This window comes from Haladaptatus sp. AB618, assembly GCF_024136965.1.
GTDB lineage: Archaea > Halobacteriota > Halobacteria > Halobacteriales > Haladaptataceae > Haladaptatus.
This window is the reverse complement of record NZ_JAMYJX010000001.1, coordinates 1,116,236-1,134,842: the sequence shown is the minus strand read 5'-3', so window position 1 is coordinate 1,134,842 and position 18,607 is coordinate 1,116,236. Positions and strand designations below refer to the sequence as shown.

At 61.6% G+C, this 18,607-nt stretch carries 21 protein-coding genes; 9 read left to right on the top strand and 12 right to left on the bottom strand.

The window, feature by feature from the left end; genetic code table 11:
- Positions 1–19: 19 nt before the first annotated feature.
- The 5 genes from NKF26_RS06055 to NKF26_RS06035 are packed head-to-tail and all read right to left on the bottom strand — an operon-like array spanning position 20 to position 5,064.
- Positions 20–1,084 (bottom strand): glycosyltransferase family 2 protein, encoded by a 1,065-nt coding sequence (locus NKF26_RS06055; protein ID WP_253227317.1) that lies wholly within the window; start codon positions 1,082–1,084, stop codon positions 20–22.
- On the bottom strand, positions 1,085–2,440 hold the full coding sequence (locus NKF26_RS06050; RefSeq protein ID WP_253227316.1) for a nucleotide sugar dehydrogenase: 1,356 nt from the start codon (positions 2,438–2,440) through the stop codon (positions 1,085–1,087). It lies immediately after the preceding gene.
- Positions 2,437–3,420, bottom strand: coding sequence for a Gfo/Idh/MocA family protein (locus NKF26_RS06045; protein ID WP_253227315.1), 984 nt, complete (start codon positions 3,418–3,420; stop codon positions 2,437–2,439). Before NKF26_RS06045 ends, NKF26_RS06050 begins: the two co-directional genes overlap by 4 nt.
- Positions 3,413–4,489, bottom strand: a complete 1,077-nt coding sequence (locus NKF26_RS06040) for a DegT/DnrJ/EryC1/StrS aminotransferase family protein (protein ID WP_253227314.1) — start codon at positions 4,487–4,489, stop codon at positions 3,413–3,415. Before NKF26_RS06040 ends, NKF26_RS06045 begins: the two co-directional genes overlap by 8 nt.
- Positions 4,486–5,064, bottom strand: a complete 579-nt coding sequence (locus tag NKF26_RS06035) for an acetyltransferase (protein ID WP_253227313.1) — start codon at positions 5,062–5,064, stop codon at positions 4,486–4,488. The genes NKF26_RS06040 and NKF26_RS06035 overlap by 4 nt, the downstream gene beginning before the upstream one ends.
- 413 nt (positions 5,065–5,477) lie before the next feature.
- Between NKF26_RS06035 and NKF26_RS06030 the strand changes: the two genes are divergently transcribed.
- Entirely contained in the window at positions 5,478–6,029 is a 552-nt protein-coding gene (locus NKF26_RS06030) for a hypothetical protein (RefSeq protein ID WP_066145596.1), read from the top strand.
- A 40-nt stretch (positions 6,030–6,069) separates the two neighbouring features.
- Here the strand turns inward: NKF26_RS06030 and NKF26_RS06025 are convergent, their stop codons facing one another.
- The gene (locus NKF26_RS06025) at positions 6,070–6,279 is read right to left on the bottom strand and encodes a hypothetical protein (protein WP_066145593.1); all 210 of its coding nucleotides are present in this window, start codon (positions 6,277–6,279) and stop codon (positions 6,070–6,072) included.
- On the bottom strand, positions 6,279–7,712 hold the full coding sequence (locus tag NKF26_RS06020; RefSeq protein WP_253227312.1) for a hypothetical protein: 1,434 nt from the start codon (positions 7,710–7,712) through the stop codon (positions 6,279–6,281). The genes NKF26_RS06025 and NKF26_RS06020 overlap by 1 nt, the downstream gene beginning before the upstream one ends.
- A gap of 530 nt (positions 7,713–8,242) precedes the next feature.
- Between NKF26_RS06020 and NKF26_RS06015 the strand changes: the two genes are divergently transcribed.
- The 3 genes from NKF26_RS06015 to NKF26_RS06005 are packed head-to-tail and all read left to right on the top strand — an operon-like array spanning position 8,243 to position 11,146.
- Positions 8,243–9,856, top strand: a complete 1,614-nt coding sequence (locus NKF26_RS06015) for an alkaline phosphatase family protein (RefSeq protein ID WP_253227311.1) — start codon at positions 8,243–8,245, stop codon at positions 9,854–9,856.
- On the top strand, positions 9,853–10,869 hold the full coding sequence (locus tag NKF26_RS06010) for a GNAT family N-acetyltransferase (RefSeq protein WP_253227310.1): 1,017 nt from the start codon (positions 9,853–9,855) through the stop codon (positions 10,867–10,869). Before NKF26_RS06015 ends, NKF26_RS06010 begins: the two co-directional genes overlap by 4 nt.
- A gap of 43 nt (positions 10,870–10,912) precedes the next feature.
- On the top strand, positions 10,913–11,146 hold the full coding sequence (locus NKF26_RS06005) for a hypothetical protein (RefSeq protein WP_253227309.1): 234 nt from the start codon (positions 10,913–10,915) through the stop codon (positions 11,144–11,146).
- Between the two features lie 33 nt (positions 11,147–11,179).
- Here NKF26_RS06005 and NKF26_RS06000 read toward each other — a convergent pair whose 3' ends face one another.
- Together NKF26_RS06000 and NKF26_RS05995 are read right to left on the bottom strand one after the other, a co-directional pair.
- Positions 11,180–11,761: a metal-dependent hydrolase gene (locus NKF26_RS06000; protein WP_253227308.1), complete on the bottom strand. Its 582-nt coding sequence runs from the start codon at positions 11,759–11,761 to the stop codon at positions 11,180–11,182.
- On the bottom strand, positions 11,761–12,780 hold the full coding sequence (locus NKF26_RS05995) for a DUF1616 domain-containing protein (RefSeq protein WP_253227307.1): 1,020 nt from the start codon (positions 12,778–12,780) through the stop codon (positions 11,761–11,763). The genes NKF26_RS06000 and NKF26_RS05995 overlap by 1 nt, the downstream gene beginning before the upstream one ends.
- A 291-nt stretch (positions 12,781–13,071) precedes the next feature.
- Between NKF26_RS05995 and NKF26_RS05990 the strand changes: the two genes are divergently transcribed.
- From NKF26_RS05990 to NKF26_RS05975, 4 genes are all read left to right on the top strand, one after another.
- The gene (locus tag NKF26_RS05990; protein WP_342766333.1) at positions 13,072–13,257 is read left to right on the top strand and encodes a hypothetical protein; all 186 of its coding nucleotides are present in this window, start codon (positions 13,072–13,074) and stop codon (positions 13,255–13,257) included.
- Between the two features lie 69 nt (positions 13,258–13,326).
- Positions 13,327–13,530 carry a XapX domain-containing protein gene (locus tag NKF26_RS05985; RefSeq protein ID WP_253227306.1) on the top strand — a complete coding sequence of 68 codons (204 nt, stop codon included), beginning with the start codon at positions 13,327–13,329 and terminating at the stop codon, positions 13,528–13,530.
- 172 nt (positions 13,531–13,702) lie between these two features.
- Positions 13,703–14,827 (top strand): acyl-CoA dehydrogenase family protein, encoded by a 1,125-nt coding sequence (locus tag NKF26_RS05980; protein WP_253227305.1) that lies wholly within the window; start codon positions 13,703–13,705, stop codon positions 14,825–14,827.
- Between the two features lie 138 nt (positions 14,828–14,965).
- The gene (locus NKF26_RS05975) at positions 14,966–15,484 is read left to right on the top strand and encodes an HAD-IA family hydrolase (protein WP_253227304.1); all 519 of its coding nucleotides are present in this window, start codon (positions 14,966–14,968) and stop codon (positions 15,482–15,484) included.
- Between the two features lie 36 nt (positions 15,485–15,520).
- Here the strand turns inward: NKF26_RS05975 and NKF26_RS05970 are convergent, their stop codons facing one another.
- On the bottom strand, positions 15,521–16,171 hold the full coding sequence (locus NKF26_RS05970) for a helix-turn-helix domain-containing protein (protein WP_253227303.1): 651 nt from the start codon (positions 16,169–16,171) through the stop codon (positions 15,521–15,523).
- 194 nt (positions 16,172–16,365) lie between these two features.
- On the bottom strand, positions 16,366–16,614 hold the full coding sequence (locus tag NKF26_RS05965) for a DUF5822 domain-containing protein (protein ID WP_253227302.1): 249 nt from the start codon (positions 16,612–16,614) through the stop codon (positions 16,366–16,368).
- A gap of 102 nt (positions 16,615–16,716) precedes the next feature.
- Between NKF26_RS05965 and panB the strand changes: the two genes are divergently transcribed.
- Entirely contained in the window at positions 16,717–17,526 is an 810-nt protein-coding gene (gene panB / locus NKF26_RS05960; protein ID WP_253227301.1) for a 3-methyl-2-oxobutanoate hydroxymethyltransferase, read from the top strand.
- Positions 17,527–17,628: 102 nt separating this feature from the next.
- Here panB and NKF26_RS05955 read toward each other — a convergent pair whose 3' ends face one another.
- Complete coding sequence (locus NKF26_RS05955) at positions 17,629–18,405, bottom strand: alpha/beta fold hydrolase (protein WP_253227300.1); 777 nt, start codon at positions 18,403–18,405, stop codon at positions 17,629–17,631.
- Between the last annotated feature and the right edge of the window lie 202 nt (positions 18,406–18,607).

The following is an 18,607-nucleotide window of genomic DNA, read 5'->3' as shown; positions in this document are numbered from 1 at the left end:
CTATCGTATTCCTCCGAATTCATTCGTTGCGTACCTCCAGTTCCGCGGTTTCCTCCCGGTCGAACGCCATCGCCAGCACGAAACAGATGCCGCCGAGGAGCATCGCCGTGAGTCCGTCCGAGGACCCTCGCTTGCGTCGAGCCAACGAGAGCAACCCGGCGGCGGTTCCCATCGCTCCGAGACCGTACAGGAACGCGAGCGGGTGAAAGTCCCGGACGAGATATTTCGTCTTGATCCGCCACAGGAAGCTCCACAGCAGCAGCGCGGAGAGCTTCGGGATGAACGTCGAGTAGCGAATCGTGCTCTGTTCGTCGCCGTACACCGCGGGCATGGTCACGTCGGCGACGCGCATGTCGTGGACGTTTAGCCGGACGAGGAGGGCGTTCGCGAAGCCGTAATCGTCGTACACGTCCTCGATCGCGAGGTTCGAGAGCGCTCGGCTCGAAATCGCCGTGTAGCCGTTTTGCGGGTCCACCATCCCCCAGTAGCCGCTGGCGACCTTCGTGAGGAACGTCAACAGCCAGTTGCCGAAACTCCGCCACGCCGACATTCCCTCGCGGAATCCCGGCGTCGAGAGTCGGTTCCCCTTCGTGTAGTCGGCCCGGCCGTCCACGATGGGTTGGATGATTCGAGCCAACATCTCGGGACGCATCTGGCCGTCACCGGCCATCACCGCCGTCACGTCGATGTTCTCCTCGTGTGCACGACAGTAGCCGGTTTTGATGGCCGCGCCGACGCCCCGATTTTCGGAGTGACGGATCGGCACGATACGCCGGTCGAAGTTCGCCCGAGCGTCGTTCATCGTGCCCCCGTCGTTCATCCTGCCACTGCCGCTCATCGCTCCGCCGTCGCCCGTTCGACCGCCGTCGTCCATCGCTCCACCGTCGCCCATCGTCGTACCGTCCGCGACCGCTTCGGCGCGTTCGGCGTGCGACTGAATCTCGGCCCACGTACCGTCGGTCGAGCAGTCGTCGATGACGTACACCCGGTCGACGAACTCGGGGACGGTGTCGATGACGCCGCCGACGAGTCCTTCCTCGTTGTACGCCGGGACCACGACCGCGACGGATTTGCCCTCGTACATTCAGTCACCTCCGATGGTGTAGACGCGGTGGTCCGACCGGGACAGGTCCAGACAGTTCCGGCCGTCGACGACGACCATCGGATCGAACCCGTCCCAGTCGATGTCCGCGAACTCGTCGTGGTTCGTGACCATCACTGCCGCGTCGAAATCGTACCCTTCCACGGCTTCGAGCGGGAGTTTCGTCGCCTCAAAGTCGTCGGCGGTCGGGAGCACTGGGTCCACCGCGAACACGTCCGCACCGCGCTCGGTCAGGTCGGCACAGATGGGGCGTGCCGGGGCGGCCCGCGTCTCCTCGACGCCGGGTCGGTAGGTCAGACCGAGGACGAGCACCCGCGAGTCCGCGAGCGATTTGCCCTCGTCCTCCAACAGTTCTCCGACCTTTTCGACCGTGAACGCGGGCATCGAGTCGTTCACCTCGCGTGCGGTACTCAACAGCGGGAAATCCATCTCGAACTGGCGGATGAGGAAGTACGGGTAGTACGGAATGCAGTGCCCGCCGACGCCCGGTCCCGGCCGATGAATGTCACAGAACGGCTGGGTGTTCGCCGTCTCGATGGCCCGGTTGACGCTGATATCCGCCGCGTCGGCCATCGTGGCGAGTTCGTTCGCCAGCGCGATGTTGACGTCGCGGTAGACGCCCTCGAACACCTTCACGGCTTCAGCGGTCGTCGCGCTCGGCACCGCGATGACCTCGTTGCTGGTCAGTTCGCCGTAGACGAGTTCCGCGACGCGCGTGCTCTCATCGTCCACGCCGCCGACGACTTTGGGGTAGGCTCCCCGAATGTCTTCCAATGCGCGACCGCTGGAGGTTCGCTCCGGGCAGACCGCGACCCCGAACTCTTCACGCGTGAGGTCGCTCTCGCGTTCCAACATCGGGAGCAAGACGTCGCGGGTCGTCCGCGGCGGGACGGTGCACTCGACCACGACGAGGTCGCCGGGGGCGAGTCCCTCGGCGACGCTCTCCATCACCGACTGGAGGATGGCGAGGTCGGGTTCGTCGTCGTCGGTTATCGGCGTCGGAACGATGACGACGTGAATCGCGGCGTCCCGCGCCGCTTCCGTCGGCGATTCGACCGCCCGGAGGGACCCCGACTCGACCGTTTCCGAGACGAGTTCCTCGAGACCGGGTTCGCGCTGGACGTGACACTCGCCGCGGTTGATTCCTGCGACCACGTCCGGATCGATGTCCGCCCCGACGACGTTGCTGCAAGTCTCGGCGTACACCGCCGCGAGCGGTAGGCCCATCTTTCCGAGGCCGTACACAGCCACGGGAACATCGCCGGACAGGAACGCTTCACGCTGCTCGTCCGTGGATGCGTCGTTCGCGTAGAGCCTTTCGGGTCGCCGCAGGCTCACCCGAGATGCACCTCCTGTTCCTGCTCCTTCGGGCCGGACGCCAATCCGTCGATCTTTCGAGCGACTTCGAGCACGCGAAGTCCGTCCTCGCCGGTGACGACCGGCGTCGAACCGGTCGTCGCGCTCCGGACGAACGATCGGAGTTCGTTCTTCAGCGGTTCGCCGTTCTCCACGGTCGGGCGCTCGATGATGCTCTCGTGCCGGTAACGCAGGTCGCCGTTGTCCTCGATGTACTCCGGCAGCGAGTGACGGTGAATCTCGACCGACTGGTTCGTGTAATCGACGTTCACCCGACAGTCGGCCGCCGTGATCGACAGCTTCCGGACCTTCTCCTGTGTCACCCGACTCGCCGTGAGTCCGGCGACGATTCCGCCGTCGAACTGGATACTCGCACTCGCATAGCGGTTATCCCGCGTCCCGGCCGCCGCAATCGAGTTGATATCGTCGTCCACGATGGAGAGCAGGACGTCGATGTCGTGAATCATCAAATCCATCACGGCGCTCACGTCCACCGCTCGGCCCTCCGGTGGCGGACCGAGTCGCTGTGCATCGATGGCGATGATATCGAGTTCCGAGACGATCTCCGAGAGCGTCCGGATCGCCGGATTGAACCGTTCGATGTGGCCGACTTGAATCATCACGTCCGCGCTCTTCGCGCGGGAGATCAGGTCCACCCCCTCGTCGGGATCGCCGACGAACGGCTTTTCGACGAGGACGTGAACCCCCGCATCGATACACTTCTTCGCCGTCTCGTAGTGGTATGGAGTCGGAACAGCGATGGAAGCGACGTCCGCGATTTGGAGGGCGGTTTCCATATCGACGGCCTGTGTGCCGTGATTTCTGGCGACTTCGGCCGCGTTCGCTTCGTCCACGTCGTGAATCCCGACGAGATTTACTTCGGGTAGTTCGCTGTAGACGCGGGCGTGATGGCGACCCATGCTTCCGACGCCGATGACGACCGCGTTCGTTGGTTCACTCATAATCTATGATGGTGGTTGCAATCGTTCGCACGTCTTCACCCGTCAGGCCGGGATGGACGGGAAGCGAGAGGACTTCGTCCGCCATCCGTTCCGAAACCGGGGCGTCGTGTTCGACGTGCTGGTATGCTGGTTGTTTGTGAATCGGCGTCGGGTAGTAGACGCCCGTCCCGATGCCGTGCGATTCGAGGTGGTTTTGCAACCCGTCCCTGTCCTCCGTGCGAATCGTGTACTGATGGTAGACGTGGCGACAGTCGTCGGGTTCGACTGGCGGTTTGACGGTCGCGTCACGGAGGCGGTCGGTGAGATAGGCCGCGTTGGCCCGCCGCGCCTCGTTGTACTTCGGGAGCCGTGACAGCTGCACGCGACCGATGGCCGCGGCCATGCTCGTCATCCGGAAGTTGTGACCGAGACGAACGTGGTCGTAGCCGCCGTCCGCGGTGCGACCGTGGTTGACGAAACTCGCCGCGCGTTCGGCCACGTCGCGGCGGTCGCTCGTCACCATTCCCCCCTCCCCCGTCGTCATGTTCTTCGTCGGGTAGAAGGAGAAACAGGCCGCGTCGCCGAACGACCCGACTGGTCTGCCGTCGTACTCCGCACCGTGTGCCTGCGCGGCGTCCTCGATCAGTGCGATGTCGTGCGTTTCGGCGATATCCTGCAGGTGGTTCATCTCCGCCGCCAGTCCGTAGAGGTGCACCGCGAGAATCGCGTCCGCCTCGTGTTTCCGGACCGCCTGCTCGGTCGCGTACGGATCGAGCGTGTACGTGTCCGAGTCGATGTCGGCGAAGACGGGTTCCGCCCCGGCGAGCCGAATGGCGTTCGCGCTGGCGACGAACGAGAACGGCGAGGTGACCACGCGGTCACCCGGGCCGATATCGAGGGCCTCGAACGCGGCGTGGAGGGCCGTCGTTCCGTTGCTCGTGGCGACGCCGAACTCCGTCCCGCAGAAGGCGGCGAACTCGTCCTCGAACCGACGTACTTCCGGCCCGTCGGCGAGTTGTCCCTCCTCGATACAGGAGACGGTCGCTTCGATCTCCTCGCGCCCCAGTTCGGGGTTCGCGATGGGAATCATATGTCGTTCCCTCCCGAGAGCGATTCCGGAAGCGGACGTATCTCGGCGGGCGTACCGACGGCGAGCGTTTCGGGTGGCACGTCGTCAGTCACGACGGCACCGGCGGCGACGAAGGCCCCCTCGCCGACGGTGATGCCGGGGAGGAGGGTTACGTTCGCGCCGATGGAAACGTCGTCTTCGAGCGTCGGCCCTTCGAGGTCCGTCGATTGGCGGATGGGATACGGGTCGTTAGTGAACGTCGCGGCCGGTCCGACGAACACCCGGTTCCCGACCGTGGTGTTGGTCGGGACGTAAACGTTCGTCTGCATGCTCACGTGCGAACCGATGGTCGTTTGCCCATCGATAACCGTGTTCGTGCCGACGATAACGTCGTCGCCGATGGTCGTTTTCTCCCGCACGAGGGCACCGTGGCCGGTCGTGAAATCGCTCCCGATGGTTACGTCGTCGTAGATAACCGTTCCGGACCGGATGGTCGCACCGTTACCGATAGTCGGTGGCGTCGAATCCGCCGTGTAGGCGTATCCAACCGTCGCATCCGGGTGGATGGTCCGGTCCCGACTCTGTGGTTCGGTCACGGCCGACCACCCCAGCGGGGACACGAATCACAGGGCGTGTCAGTGGATGGTAGTGAGTTCATAGCTTGGGTCATGAATCGCCCGATTCCGCCGTGCGTGCGACGGACTGGGCGTTATTCCCCATGCCCTACCTGTCCTCTTTGTTATACGCTCCTTGGCGGAGGGTAGCTCCGGACTAGCCCCGCTACGAGCCGTTTACCCGCCGAAATCGGCGTTACTCGACCGGGAACGAGGAATACGGCCGAATGGGCGGGGTGTATGGCGACGTTACCCGAGAACAGCACCGTGGTAACAAAGTGGGGAAGCGGTGATTGCCGGTGTATGCGGTGGTGGAAGCCGTGACCACAGGCTGGTCGCGTACGCAAACGGAGGTGTATTGGTTTCGATGAGCGAGCGGCCTCTCTCCCCATACGATGGCTAGTTCCGGACTCTCACAGGACCAGGTGTTCGAGGTTCTCAAGAGTCCACGACGACGCTATGCGCTCTACTACCTGCGACGTGAGGGTGGAATCGTCGAGCTATCCGACTTGACCGATCAAGTCGCAGTGTGGGAGAACGACACCACGCTCTCGGGGTTGACGAGCGAGCAGCGCAAGCGCGTCTACATCTCGCTCTATCAGACCCATCTCCCCAAACTCGACGACGCCGGAATCGTGGAGTACGACAGGGACGAGGGCGAGATTTCCCTCTCGCGACGCGCACGTGAACTCGATACGTACCTCGGCGACGTCTCTCGACCCGAGATTCCGTGGGACAGATACTACCTCGCGCTCTCGCTCGGTAGCATCCTGCTCGTGCTCGGCGTCTGGTTCGAAATATACCCGTTCACGCTGATTTCCGGCATCGCCACTGCCGTCATCATACTCGTCGCGTACGGGGTTTCGGCCATCGCCCAGTATCTCTACTATCGGCGGCGAACCGTGCAGGGATTGCCGCCCGAACTGCGGCGGGCCGAAGGGCAGTAGGTGGAAGAAGAACGGACCTCGAAAAGATCCGTTGGAGGGTCTACTGCTTCTTTTCGACGTTACAAACGGCGTCCGCGTCAGCGAGGATGAACGCGTCGTCGCGGAGCATGTCCTTGTCCTTTGGAAGGAACATGAGTCGGCCGCGCCCGTCTCGGCGGGCGCGGATAACGTCCCACTCGTCGATTTCGTAGCCGAGGTCCCCTTCGAGGTCGGGGTTGGCGGGAAGTCGCTCCCAGCGGGACCGGCTCATTATTTCCCCGCTCCGATCGAGATTCGTGCCTTGCCGTCGACCTGGAGTCGTTTCAAGTCACCCGAGAATCGATAGCCGTCCTTACCGTTGAAGACCTTCCCCGTGACACGGGTGCCTTCGACGGTGTCCATCTTGTTGATCGAACCGAGGGCGTCGGATTTGGCGACCGACCCGCCGACGTCGAAGGAGTAGCTGCTCGATCCGGCGGTTTTGTGTCCGTTGATGACGATGGTTTTTGGCAGACCGAGTTTGCCCGCCGTGACCTGCTCGCCGTTGAGGGACACTGTCGCCTTGCCGTCGAGACTGAAGCTCACGAGCGGGCCCGAGAACTCGTAGCTGTCGGTGCCGCCCGCGACGGAGCCGGTTGCGGTACCGTTTTTGAGCGTGTCGTCGTCGTCCTTCGAGGCTCCGTGATCGGTCGACTTTCGGATCTTTCCGGCGACCTCGAACTCGTAGGACGCCGCCTTCGAGGACGAGTTGCTCGAAATACTGATGACGTTCGGCAGTCCCTTCGCTTTCGACTGCTTTTTCTTCGCCGCTTGCTTGCGATTTCCGTGACTCTTGGCCGCACCGCTCGCCGCCTGCTCTGCGGTCATTGGGACGCCTTTCGGCGGCGTCAGGTCCGCGTTGTCGCCGGTTCGGGTGTTTTCCGTTTGCACGTTACCGCCGTGTGCGGTCACCAATCCACCCTGGATGTCGGAGTTGATGACTTTCGTCGTACCGTACCAGGACCAGACACCGCGGTTGTTGACCGTACCGGGTGCCGAACAGTTCTCGCCACAGGGGGGCGTACTTTCGTCGACCTTCACCACGGAATTCTTGACGTACGGCGTTCGGGAGCCCTTCGCGTTCAGGCGGATGTTGGAGATGTTGTTCGAGTGGAAGTACGAATCCTCGACGTTCGTGATCCCCGTCGCACCTTTACTTCCCGGACCGGAGGCGTACAGACCGTTGTTGACCGTGTTTGCGATGTGTGTGCGTCGAATGGTGATGGTTCCACGGTGGGGAAGGTTGGCGTTGACCCAAACCCCGCCACCGTGTTTTCTGGCCTTAGTGCCGTCACCCATGTAGACGTTTTCGATGAGACCGTGACCGTCCGACGATTCGACGCCGGGCATGATCATGAAGCTCTCACCGCTGTGCTGTCCTTTGATACCGACGTTTCGAATCGTCCAACCGTTTCCGCTGGTCGTGATCGCCACGCCAGCACCGGATGCGGTGATGTCGATGAGGACGTTCTCGAACGTCACTCCGTCCCCAACGTGGATCGATTTCTGTTGCCCAGCAGGGACGGTGATGGTTCGATAGTCTTCTGCGTTCGCTACGCCGGCCGTAGCGAAGGCTGCTGCCGTCGCTCCGGCGAATTTCAGATACGAACGTCGGTTTAACAGACCGCTGTCTGTCGAATCGCGTGCCGTTTCGTCGCGTGCCATGGTTTCAATGCCGCATTACCAATTTAAGTAGATTACGATCCTGTCTCAATGCAATCCGAATTATTTAAAAGTGTATTAATGGCAGTTATCCGAGGAGAGTATGACGTCATTTCCAATGGAAACGCCACATTACCGCCGGGTCGTCGTCTATTTGACGTTGAGAATGACCTTCGATTACGTTTCGTCGTGGAGTGAGCATCTGTGACATCGATCCAGATGTAAACGTCGATGCCACACCTGCCCTTTCAGGAAGGATATCGCTCGCCTGTCGTTGCGTCGCGTGCCATTGCAGATTCAATGTTCTTCTCCTATTTTATGTATGTATCGGTTTGGGGCCACTGTACCGTCTGAAATATTTGATGGCCGATTCCGTCGAGAGAACGGATGGGCCGTCGAACCGGAGAAAGGTGGTATTGAGTCACACGTTCCCCTACTGACGACGTTTGACGGGAATTCGGACAGTACGGCCACTCTAAACGGCTGGAAACTGACGCATAACAAAGGACGAACGAGGGGTTCGCGAAAACAGCATGGACTGTCAGATGCAGACCCTCCTCGTCGGAATCGACGCGGGGTGTCGGAGCGTCCTCGAACCGCTGTTCGAGAAGGGGGCGCTCCCGAACCTCGCCTCGATCTTCGATGAGGGGTCGACCGGGCCACTGGAATCGCAACTACCGCCGTGGACCCCCAGCGCGTGGCCCTCGTTGTACACCGGCGTTAACCCCGGAAAGCACGGCGTGTTCGGCTTTCTCCACTTCGACGGCTACGATTGGGACGTGGTGAACGCCAGCCGTGTCCGCGAGTACACGCTCTGGGAACTACTGGACCAACACGGCTTGTCGAGCGTCGTCGTCAACGCACCCGTCACACACCCGCCACGCGAAATCGACGGCGCGATACTGCCGGGGTACACCGCACCGGAAAACCCGACGTGTCACCCCGATGGACTCCTCGACGAAGTTCGGGACGAAATCGGCGGCTACCGGGTGTATCCGCCACGAAACCTCCCGGAGGAGCAATCCGTCGAATGGTATCGCCGCCTCACGCGCATGCGCGGTGACGCATTTAATTATCTCGTAGATCGCTTCGATCCCGACTTCGGCTTCGTCCAGTTCCAGAGTACGGACACGCTCTTTCACGAACATCCAGGCGACGAGGAGGTCGCCAGAGCGGTGTACGAAGCGGTGGACGAACAGGTCGGGAAGATCCTCGATACGTGTGACCCGGACACCGTCGTCGTCGCCAGCGACCACGGCATCGGCGAGTACAACGGCTACGAGTTCCGCGTCAACGATTTCCTGCACGAGGAGGGCTACGTCGAAACCGCCCGCGGCGGCGAAGGCATGCCCTCGTGGTCCACCATCGCGGGAAACCAGTTACAGCAGGGCGAGGAGAGTTCCTCCCACGAGCAGGGGATGGCCGAGCGGGGACTCGCGCTCGCCGCGCGGGTCGGCATCACGAGCCAGCGGATCGGAACCGTACTCGAACGCGTCGGGTTGGACACCGTCGTCGCGGAACACGTCCCCGAGCAGTTCATCCGCGCGGCGACGGAGCAGGTCGATTTCCCCAACTCCGTCGCGTATATGCGCGACAGAATCGAGTGCGGCGTCCGACTCAACGTCGAGGGACGCGACCCGAGCGGCGTCGTTTCTCCCGACGAGTACGAAGGGGTTCGCGCGGAGATCATCGAGAAACTGCGCGACGTCAGGACGCCGGACGGCGACTTCGTGTTCGAGACGGTCGCCCCGCGCGAGGAGTATTTCACCGGGCCGTACAGCGCGGACGCCGTGGACATCGTCTGTGTCCCCGCGGAGTTCGATCAGTTCCTCTCGGCCCAGCTCAGGGGCCAGCAGTTCGGCAAACCGAGCGAGCCGTGGAACCACAAGCGAGACGGCATCTTCGCTGCGGCGGGTGACGGCATCGACCCGGACGCGAACTGTGCCGGTGCCCATCTCTTCGACGTGGCACCGACGATTCTGGCGACGTTCGGACTCCCGGCGAGCGATCGGATGGACGGCCGGGTTCTCCCGGTCGTCGAATCGGTCGGCCAGCAGAGCTACCCCGCGTTCGAAGCGGGCGAGACGGTCGAAACGGACGACGAGCGCGTGGAAACGCGACTTGCGGACCTCGGATATCTCGAATGAGTATTACCATCGAAAAAGACGGCATCAGGATAGAGCGGACGAACGATCTGGATCGCTGGAACGACCTCGTCGAACGGTCGCCACAGGGGTCGGTCTTCCACCGACTGGAGTCGCTGGAAGTGCAGGCCGAACACACCGGTTCGGAGTTCCATCCCCTCATGGGGTACAAGGGACAGGAACCCGTGGGACTGTTCCCCGTCTTCACGATTTCGAAGGGCGGGATGACGACCGCGTTTTCGCCGCCGCCGGGCATCTGGCTCCCCAGCCTCGGCCCGGCCCTGTTGAACATGGGGAAACTCAAGCGACGGAAAGCCGAACGTCGACACCGCCGGTTCATCGACGGCTGTCTCAAGTGGCTCGACCACGAGTTCGCGCCGAAGTACGTCCACATCCGCACGGGAGCGGGCTACACCGACGTTCGCCCGTTCGAGTGGAACGAGTTCGAGATCCAGCCGCGACACACCTACGAGGTCGATCTCACGCCGGGCGAGGACGACGTGCTGGCCAGTTTCAGCGGCGACGCCCGGAGCAACACCCGAACCGACGAGAATCGCTACGAGATCGACGTCGGCGGCCCGGAAGCGATCCGTCGGATAATCGGGCAGGTGAAAGCCCGTCACGACGAACAGGACGAACCCTACAGCCTCTCCCCGGAGTTCGTCGTGGACCTCCACCGACGGTTGCCGGAGGGCGCGGTTCGCCCGTACGTCTGTGACGTTGACGGCGAGTTCGCGGGCGGAATGATAGCCCTCGCCGACGACGAGCGCGTGTACCGCTGGCAGGGCGGCGCGAAGCACAACCACGACGTTCCCATCAACGACCTCGTTGACTGGGCCATCATGCGCGACGCGATGGACGAGGGAATCGAACGCTACGACCTCGTCGGCGCGAACGAACGCCGACTCTGTGGCTACAAGGCGAAGTTCAACCCCGAACTCGTCCGCTATCACAGCATGGAGCGTGGCACGCGGATGATGAACCTGCTGTCCGACGTGTACAAGCGGTTCCGGTAAGAAACACGACAAGACTTTTCTTTCCCCGCTTTCTGGAGTGGACATGAAGGATTCGCTCGTCGCGGGAGGGATTACGCTGATATTCTTCGGTATCGGTTCTTCTTTCGGTCCGTTCGGAATCACGGTCGCGGGGTTTCTGCTGGTGATATTCGGACTGGCGACCAAAACTGACACCTTCGCCTCCCCACGAAAGGTGGAGTGTGACGCGTGTGGTCGAAAAAACTACCCCGAAGATGCAACTTGCCATCACTGCGGAACGGTTCTCTCCGGAAAATAAGTCACGTCGGTATTCGCACCGATTATCGTCCCGTTACCGTCCGACGACGGGTGCGTAACGGGTGATTGCCCGCGGAAGCCCCGGTAACCCGTCGAACAGCCAAAGACAGGCCGCACCGAGCAGGAGGCCGAGTTCGAGCGCGATGTAGCCGGTAACTGCCGGGTCGCCGAGGTGTGCGAGGTACTCGCCGAAGTACTCGTGGAATCGTGCCAGAAAGCCGAGACTCGAACTGTCGGGCGGGACGGGAACGAGCGGCCAGAGCAGGAAGGCGAACGAGGCCTCCTTGCCGATGGCCAGCGGATAGATGATGTCCCCAGCGAGATGCGAAAGGTAGCCCACGGTGAACGCGACGCCGATGTCCGTTCGTTTCGCGCGATGTGCGAGCACGAGCGCGGCCACGGACAGCGGAACCGCCGTGACGAGCGAGTGGGCCAACGAGTGACCGCTCGGGAGGACCGAAAGCGTCCATGCGAGCGGCTTGTCCACGAGGTCCGGCAGTTGTGTTGCGACCGCGAGGGCGACGACGGCATCGCCCCTCGGCGGCCGCCCGGTGCGGAAGTGACGATACGAGGAGTACACGAGGTAGCCGAACGCGAGATGTTCCCACGGCCACATTATCCGGTCACGTTGATCCAGATTTGGGCGTGTTGGTCGGCGTTGTCCACCGTCGGATTGCTGGGCGGAGTGCCCTTGTAAAGCAGATACTCGACACGGAGGTTCTCACCGGTCATCGTCGGCGCGATGTCGTGGCGAACGCGCCACGTGTCACCAGCGCCGAGACGATGATCGAACCGTCCCAACTCCTCCTGTTTAGTGACGCTACCAGCACCGTTTGGCTGCTGTTCCACGCGCTGAAGTTCGACGACGACGGAGTAGTGAACCGCTTTATCCTCGTGATTGTTGACGGCGACGAACACGGGTTTCGACTCGCCCGCCGTGATGTTCTCCGGGTAGTTCTCGGCGACGTACTTCCCGTCGGATCCCTTCGTGAGCAGGGAGAGGTTGGAGAAGTGATCGCCGTCCTGCGGGGCGGCGACGGCGAACCCGACGGACGTCAGCGCGATCACGACCGAAAGCATGAGCGCGAGGTTGAGCACCACGTCGGTCGCCGATTCCTCGTCGAAGAGCGCACGATACAACCGAGCGATACCGCTCCGGAGCGAAATCGACAGTCGATTCTGTTTCGGCACGTAGAATCGCCGAATCACGGCGAAAAGCGAGACTACGAGCGTGAACCCGACGATCGCACCGAGTACGTGCAGCGGCGCGAACGACAGTTGAGCGAGCGAGAAGATGACGCCGAGCGTCGTCAGCAACGACACGCTGACGCCGAACGAGAGCGCACACCGTTCACCCGCCGTCACGCCGTCCTGCCGGAATCGCCCCGGACTCGACCATCTCGACGTTTGTTTTCCGGCCTGCGGGAACAACAACGCGACGAGGGCGTACCCCGGAGCGAAGAACACGAGTGGAATCCCCAACGCGACTGCGAGTGGCGTTCCGTACACCCCCGGTTGCATCAGCGCGAGGGAGAGGAGTATGACTGCAATACCGAGGATGGCCAAATCGATCGGAAACTCCAACACGGGACGCGTGATCCGTGTCCACCACGATTCGTTCGTCTCGTGGCTCATACGCGTAATTGTTCGCTGGCGGTCGTCGCGCGGTGCTGGCCCGTCTGGTGTTCTCGAAGCGGCATGGAAATCAGTCCGTGACCAGCGTATTCCCGGATGGTACTTTGTTATCCTGCGCGTACCGTCCCGCCGGTCGGGTTTACCTCCCATACTGACCGACCAACTTGCCGTAAACCGGGTTTTCGGCCCGGTAAGGGGTTCTTGTAACGCCGAAGGGAGTCCATAACAAAGGGGGAGAAGGAGAGATATGCCTCCAGACTTGCCGAACGGCAGGCAAGTGAACGACGGTGATTGACTCTGAATTGGACATGCTCAACCGACGACTCGGATGCACTGGCTCCGGACGGCGAAGTCATGTTCGCCGTGGACGAGGACGACGACGGCGGCAAGTTGGCTATCATCGCGGACATCACGCGGGACGACGCGTGGATATCAGTCCCGCTTGGTGTAGCACAACCACTCTCACAACGTCGTTGACGGCGAACTCGCCCGAACGACGCCACAGTCCGAACTACTTTTCACCGCACTCTCCGGAGTACATACCCAATGGATTACACACTCACTGCGCTTGCGATGCTGACCGGACTGCTGACCGGCGCGCTGTTCAAGTTCGTCGGCGTTCCGATTCCCGCCCCGCCCGAACTACCGGGCATCATGGGAATCGTCGGGATTTACCTCGGCTACAAAATCGTCGATGCGACCGGTTGGAGTCTCAATCTCGTCCTCACGACGCTCGGATTCGCAGGATAACGTCGAACGGTATTCGTAGTCGAGTCAGCTTCGAACGGTCGTGCGATTCGTGAACTTCGCACCAGAACCGTACCCATCAACAACGCCAAGCGAACCTCCTATCCCACCGTATCGATCGATCCTCGAAAGCGCGGAACGGGTACCTTTTTCCTCCGGCACTCGAAGAACCATCATGAACCTTTCAGCGGAACAGCGGGCCATTCAGGACGTGGTTCGGGAGTTCGCCGTGGAAGAGATCCGACCGACGGCAGGGGAGTGCGACGAGAAGCAGGAGTTCCCCGAGGACGTCTGGGACGGACTCGCCGAACTCGACATGATGGGGATGACGGTGCCGGAGGAGTACGGCGGGTTGGACGTCGGGAAGTTGACGTACAGCGTCGTCAACGAGGAAGTCGCCTACGGAGCGCTGTCGGTCGCAACCGCGCTGTCGGTGCACTGTCTGGCGACGTCCTGTCTCTCGGAGTTCGGCAGCGAGGGGATCAAAGAGCGGTGGCTCCCCGAGATGGCGAAAGGTCGCCCGGTCGGCGCGTTCGCGCTGTCGGAACCCGAAGCGGGGTCGAACCCGGCGGAGATGTCCACCGAAGCGCGTCGTGAGGGTGACGAGTACGTCATCAACGGCAAGAAACAGTGGATCACGAACGGCAAGCGCGCCGACGTGGTCGTCCTGTTCGCCAAAACGGACCGCGACGACCCGCGGAGCGTCACGCAGTTCGTCGTCCCGAAGGACGCCGGTATCGAGGTCGGCAAGAAGGAGGAGAAACTCGGCCTGCGAGCGAGCGACACGACGAGTCTCATCTTCGACGACGTTCGGATTCCCGCCGAAAATCGACTGACCGAGGAAGGAAAGGGGCTGTCGGCGGCGTTCCACATCCTGACGGGCGGCCGCATCGGCATCGCCAGTCAAGCGGTCGGCCTGTCGCAGGCGGCGCTCGACCAAGCCGTCGAATATTCCCAAGAGCGCGAGCAGTTCGACCGACCGATAGCGGACATCCAGACCATCCGGCACAAACTGGCGGACATGCAGACGAAGTTGCAGGCCGGACGACTGCTGACCCGCGATGCGGCCCGCCTCGCGGACGCCGGGGAGGACCACGCGACGGCCGCGAGCATGGCAAAGCTCTTCGCCAGCGAGTCCGCCGTCGACATCACGAACGAAGCGGTCCAGATTCACGGCGGCTACGGCTACACGACGGACTTCGACGTGGAACGGTTCTACCGCGATTCGAAGATAACGACCATCTACGAGGGAACGTCCGAAATCCAGAAGAAGGTCATCGCGCGAGACCTGCTCGGCTGAGAACGACTGGACGGTTCGGAGACGGTCGAGTGAATAACGTCTTCTTCCATACCCGTCGATGTCCAAACATCGACTTGCTGATCGATGCGTTACCCCCCAACCGAAGTCCCTTTGCCATCACCATACATACCGGTGACCGTGAGAGATGACGTTTCGGCGGTCGTGTACGACTTGGATGGGACGCTCGTGGACCTCATCGTAAACTGGAAACAGGTCGCGGTGGACGTCGCCGCGGTGCTTGACGACCACGGTGTCGATGCGAGTAACGTCGACCTCTGGGCGATGCTGGATTTGGCCGACGAAGCGAACGTCCGCGATGCAGTCGAGGCGGTCATCGGCGACCACGAGTGTACCGGTGCTCGGCGCTCGACGCGACTTCCCCACGCCGACGAACTGCTTCGACGTGAGGTGCCCGTCGGCGTCTGCTCGCTGAACTGCGAGGCATCCTGCCACGTGAGCCTCGAAACGCACGAACTCGCCGACGCGGTCGATGCCGTGATCGGCCGTGATTCGATCCCAACACGAAAACCGGACCCTGAGCCGCTTTTGGCGACCCTTCACGCGTTGGATGTCGACGGTCCCGCACTCTTCATCGGCGACTCCCCCCGCGACGAACTGACTGCGAAGCGGGCGGATGTGGCCTTCGAGTACGTGTAGATTCTTCAGGACAGAGTCTCTTCGACGACGCGGCGGTTACTCGTTGAGCGCGAGGGTGTTTTTGACGAGGTTCGAGTGCCCTCGGCGGAGTTTTTCGGAGATGGACTGGTGAGTCACGCCGAGCGAATCGGCGAGGTCCGTCGCCGACGCGTTTCGCGGCACCGAGTAGTAGCCCGTGTCGTACGCGAGTTGGAGCGTCCGTCGTTGGCTTTCGGTGAGGCCGTATCGTCCCGTCCGACCCTTCGAGAACTCGTGGATGTTCTGTAAGTCGAGGTCGATCCCTCGACGGCGGCAGTACTCGTGGGTGCGGGTGACGGCATCGTGCTCGCTGAACAGCAACTGGAGGTACCACGTATCGTCCTTTCCGCTGGCGGTCAACACCGTCCCGTTCTCCTCGACGAGGATTTGGGTCAACAATTCGATGTCCTTGATCCACTCGAGTCGGTAGAGGGATTCGTCCTCGAATCCCCCAATCAACTGGAAATCGCGGACGCTCTCGTCCGCTTCGAATGCGGTTTCGACTCCCTGACGGTCGTCGGTTCCGGCCCAGATGAAGGGCATGAACTGGTTCCGATTGTAGGCGACTACCTGCTCGATGTCGAATCGAACCGTATCGAGTGCATCGAGTGTTTTTCCCAAGGCGAACTCATCGGCGGGAAACGCCACCTCGGCTATCGTTCCCGTCATGGCCCTTTCTCAGGAGTTCTAGTTAATACCGTTATTGGCCGCTAAACTATAGATATCCAAAATGAGGTGAGAGAAAAAGCCGGAGGGGAAGCAGTGAACGGGAAAAACACTCAGATTCCGTATACATCCTAAATTTCCCAAAAATAGCGCCTTTTCGTTTGGAAATGCGTATCACTGTATATCATTGGTTAAAATTACGTTTCGGGTGTCTGATAGGCACGAGCGTAGAGAAACACGGCGATTGCGGTGACGAACCATACGATCGCACCGACCCTGATGGCGAAGGAGGCGCGCGAACTCCACGTCGGAAGTGAGACGCCGGTGACGAACGCGAGAAGTGCGACGAGTGGCGCACCGATGGTAATCGTGGTGACGAACGTCATCTGCATCACCCATCCGTAGTCGATGCCGTCAGGTTCGTAGGTTTCGACTGGTTCCGGCACGGCTAAACGCGGGAACCGAGCCGCCTTAAGGGTTGTCAGGTCGGATTCCGGTGAACATTCCCGACCGGGCAGGTTAAGCCGTCGGACCGACGAGTTCGAGGTATGCCAACGGTGAGGGATATCCGCGCCAAGGCGGGCGAGGAGCCGATTACGATGCTCACGGCCTACGACGCGCCGACCGCGGCCGTTATAGACGAGGCCGGTATCGACATGATACTCGTGGGAGACAGCATGGGCAACGCAGTGCTGGGATACGACTCGACGATTCCAGTGACGGTGGACGAGATTGCGAGTCGAACCGGCTCGGTCGTGCGGGCGACTAGAGACGCCCTCGTCGTCGCCGACCTCCCGTTCCTCGGCTTCGGCTACGACGAGAAGACCGCAGTCGAGAACGCGGGTCGAATGCTGAAAGAGGAGGGTGCGAGCGCCATCAAAATCGAGAGCGGCCCCCACACCGTCGAACTGACCGAGACGCTTTCGAACCTCGGTGTTCCGGTGATGGCCCATCTCGGTCTGACACCGCAGAGCGTCAATCAGTTGGGCCACGTTCGACAGGGAACCACACAGGACGAAGCGGACGAGATACTCGACCTCGCCAAACGACACGAGGATGCGGGAGCGTTCTCCCTCGTCCTCGAACACATCCCATCGAACCTCGCGGCGACCATCACCGCGGAACTCGACATCCCGACCATCGGAATCGGGGCAGGCCCGGATACGGACGGGCAAGTCCTCGTCATCAACGACGTCGTCGGACTGGGTGAGTGGAGTCCGCCGTTCGCCAAGCAGTTCGGCGACGTGAAAAGCGAGATGGAGCGTGCGGTTACGGCGTATCGGGACGAGGTCGAATCGGAGGAGTTCCCCAGCAAGAAACACAGTCACGTCGAGGACGAACTGGACGGCGTGTACTGAGCCGGTTTCGAATCGAGAGCTGTTTTGAGAGCGAACGCGGTTCGTTCGGGTCGTATGTCATTCGGGTCGTACGCGGGTTTTTCGGGTACGTCCGACTAACGACTACCGCGCGCCATCGAGGAACTCCACGACCGTCTCGTTGAACGCGTCGGGGGTTTCGAGCATGGCGAGGTGGGCCGCTCCCTCGATTTCCGCGTAGCTGCCGTCCTGCACGTTCTCGGCCAAGAATTCGTGATACCACGGCGGCGTGAGCATGTCGTATTCGCCGACGATGGCGAGCGTCGGCGCGGCAATCCCGTCAATCTCGTCGCAAACATCGAATGCATGACAAGAATGAAAATCACGACTCGTCACTCGCTGGCCGACCGTATACATCGACTCCTTCGACAGTTCGACGTATCGGTCGTCCGGGTCGTGAAACAGCCGGTCGCCCCCGTGGAGGAATTCGACCGCTCGGTCGAAATCGTCGTCCAACCACGAGAGCAAGTCGTCCAGGACGGAGAGCCGTGCACCGGTTCCGGCGAGGACGAGCGCTTCGGGTTCGAAATCACGTTCGAGGACCAGATGCATCACGACGGCACCGCCGAGCGAGTTACCGACGAAGGTCTTGGCGTCTGTCGCCTCTGCAACCGCCAATACGTCGCCAGCGTATGCGGAGAGAGTACCCCAACCGGGATCGGAATCGACGTCCTCGGAGCCGCCGTGGCCGCTCAAATCGAGCGCGACGACGGGGAACTCGGACGCGAGCCGAGCGAGTTGTGCCTTCCAAATCTCGTGTGTTCCCCCACTGCCGTGAACGAACAGAACCGGATTTCCGTCGCCACCTCGGTCTACGACGCGGTATGCAATCTCCCGACCCTGATGCGTGACTGACTCCATACGATTCGTTCTCGCGCACGAAGTATAAAGTTCGATGTCGAAGTCGCGTGTTCGATGCCAGAGACAGGTCCGATGCCGGAGTTGCGTTCGAGTATGGACGGGTCGGATCGGAAGCAAAATGGGGATAAAAATATGTGGACCACATTTGTACCTCCAAACGAGAATCGCAGTACTGCAAGGCCGTAATCAGCGAAAGTTATTT